Origin of the sequence: Ruminococcus sp., assembly GCF_017650195.1 — a bacterium.
Lineage (GTDB): Bacteria > Bacillota > Clostridia > Oscillospirales > Ruminococcaceae > Ruminococcus.
This window is the reverse complement of the sequence record NZ_JAGCFH010000158.1, coordinates 1-2,551: the sequence shown is the minus strand read 5'-3', so window position 1 is coordinate 2,551 and position 2,551 is coordinate 1. Positions and strand designations below refer to the sequence as shown.

Genomic DNA, 2,551 nt, shown 5'->3' with positions numbered 1-2,551 from the left:
TATATTCAATAATAAAGGCGGTCATTATGACCGCCTTTATTTATTATATAATAGCAGACTAAGTGGTAACCTTCTGTGACGAAATCTTGACATAAAATTACCGAGCCTATAATAATTTCAGGCTCGGTAACCCACTATTTCCATAAAAAAAGCTAACTAAATGGTCTGCTTTATAATTTTTATGGTTCGGTTTCGACTGCCTGTCCTGTTTCAAGACTTTTTTTACAGTCGATATATCTCTGATTTGAACTTCCGCGGAACTTTATCTCCCAATCCTTCTGTTCAAGGATAAACGGACCGTCAATAAGAATGTCGGTGACCTTAAGGAGCTCCTCCCAATGCTCGAGACTGCGGTCTTCATAGAGCTTTTCAAACGTATAGCCCGTATACGTTACAATATTGAGCCCAAGCTCCTTGATCTGTCTGCCGAGTGAAGCAAGAGCTTCTGCCTGACAGAAAGGCTCTCCCCCGCTGAATGTCACACCGTCCAGCAACGGATTTCCTTTTATCTTTTCAAGAAGCTCTTCTATATTTACAACATTACCGCCTTCAAAATCATGGGTCTGTGGATTATGGCAGCCCTTGCAGTTATGAGGGCAGCCCTGAACAAATACAGTAAATCTTATTCCCGGACCGTCAACGATAGAATCGTTAACGGTTCCGGCAATTCTAAGTTTCATTATATCACCTTATACATCATGCTTTACGCGGTCATGTTCCTCCGCGCGTTTACCATTATTGAAACGATCAAGTGTACCAACGAGATATCCTGTGATACGACGTATTCTGTCAAAGGCAACATTATCTGTATGTTCCTTTCTGCCACAGCATGGACATGTTTCGCCTATTATACCGGTATATCCGCAGCAAGGATCTCTGTCAACAGGATGGTTGATAGCACCATAGCCTATACCAGATTCCTTCATACAGCGAACTATCTTCTCGAAAGCACTTAGATTTTCAAGAGGATCGCCGTCAAGTTCAATATAGCTTATATGACCGGCATTTGTAAGCTCATGGTACGGAGCTTCTATCTTAATCTTTTCAAAAGCGCTAATAGGATAGTATACCGGGACATGGAAAGAGTTTGTATAGTAATCACGGTCTGTAACACCTTCGATAATTCCGTATTTCTTGGCGTCCATACGTACAAAACGTCCTGAAAGACCTTCTGCCGGAGTTGCGAGAAGTGAGAAGTTGAGACCTGTACGCTTTGACTCTTCATTAAGTCTCTTTCTCATGGACGAAATTATCTCTAGACCGAGCTCTCTTGCTTCTTCGCTTTCACCGTGATGAGCACCGATAAGAGCCTTAAGAGTTTCAGCAAGTCCTATAAATCCTACAGAAAGTGTGCCGTGTTTAAGCACTTCTCCCACTGTATCATCAGGTCCGAGCTTATCAGAGTCAATCCATATTCCTTGTCCCATGAGGAAAGGATAGTTTCTAACTCTCTTTTGAGACTGGATATTAAAGCGGTGCATTAGCTGAGCAATAACAAGCTCCATTTTCTCTTCAAGCATATCGAAGAAAAGACCAACATTATGATCTGCCTTTATTGCAAGCCTCGGGAGATTTATAGAAGTAAAGCTGAGATTTCCTCTTCCTGTAACTATCTCTCTCGAAGGATCATAGTTATTTCCAATAACTCTTGTACGACAACCCATATATGCTATCTCTGTATCAGGATTGCCCTCCTTGTAATACTGAAGGTTATACGGCGCATCTATGAAGGAGAAATTCGGGAAAAGTCGCTTTGCAGATACTCTGCAGGCAAGTTTGAAAAGATCATAGTTAGGATCACTAGGATTATAGTTGATGCCTTCCTTGATCTTGAAAATGTGTATCGGGAAAATAGGTGTTTCGCCATTTCCGAGACCGGCTTCCTGTGCAAGAAGAACGTTCTTTATTACCATTCTTCCCTCGGGAGACGTATCTGTACCGTAGTTTATAGAACTAAACGGAGTTTGTGCGCCAGCGCGGCTGTTCATAGTGTTAAGGTTGTGGATAAGTGCCTCCATAGCTTGATAAGTAGCTCTGTCTGTTTCCCTTTCCGCATTTCTTGTAGCGAAATCCTGAATCTTCTCAGCAGTTTCCTTATCTGTATATTTCAGCAACAGCTCCAGTTCCTTTTCCTTGTAGCCGTTATCGTTCGAAAGGATTGGTTTCAATTCATTTTTTTCGGATAATTCTTTCTTTATCTCTTCAACTATCTCGAATTCATTTTCCACACCAACCAGAAGCGATAATGCTCTTGCAACATTCTGTCTATATCTTGCTGCATAAGTCTTCTTTACGCCGTCTGCCATAGCATAATCAAATGTAGGGATACTCTGACCTCCGTGCTGATCGTTCTGATTAGACTGAATAGCGATACAGGCAAGTGCCGAATAGCTTGCAATATCGTTAGGCTCTCTTAAAAAGCCGTGTCCTGTGGAGAAGCCGTTAGTGAAAAGCTTCTTTAGGTCGATCTGTGTACATGTAGTTGTCAGCGTATAGAAATCGAGGTCATGTATATGAATATCGCCCTCGCGGTGAGCCTTTGCATGTGCAG

Annotated in this window: 2 protein-coding genes; both read right to left on the bottom strand. The window is 42.0% G+C overall.

Going from position 1 to position 2,551, the window contains the following annotated elements; all coding sequences use genetic code 11:
* Positions 1-179: 179 nt before the first annotated feature.
* Positions 180-680, bottom strand: a complete 501-nt coding sequence (nrdG, locus tag J6U00_RS07415) for an anaerobic ribonucleoside-triphosphate reductase activating protein (RefSeq protein WP_296580635.1) — start codon at positions 678-680, stop codon at positions 180-182.
* A 9-nt stretch (positions 681-689) separates the two neighbouring features.
* Positions 690-2,551, bottom strand: a 1,862-nt coding sequence (locus J6U00_RS07410) for an anaerobic ribonucleoside triphosphate reductase (protein ID WP_296580632.1), incomplete at its 5' end; no start/stop codon positions are given.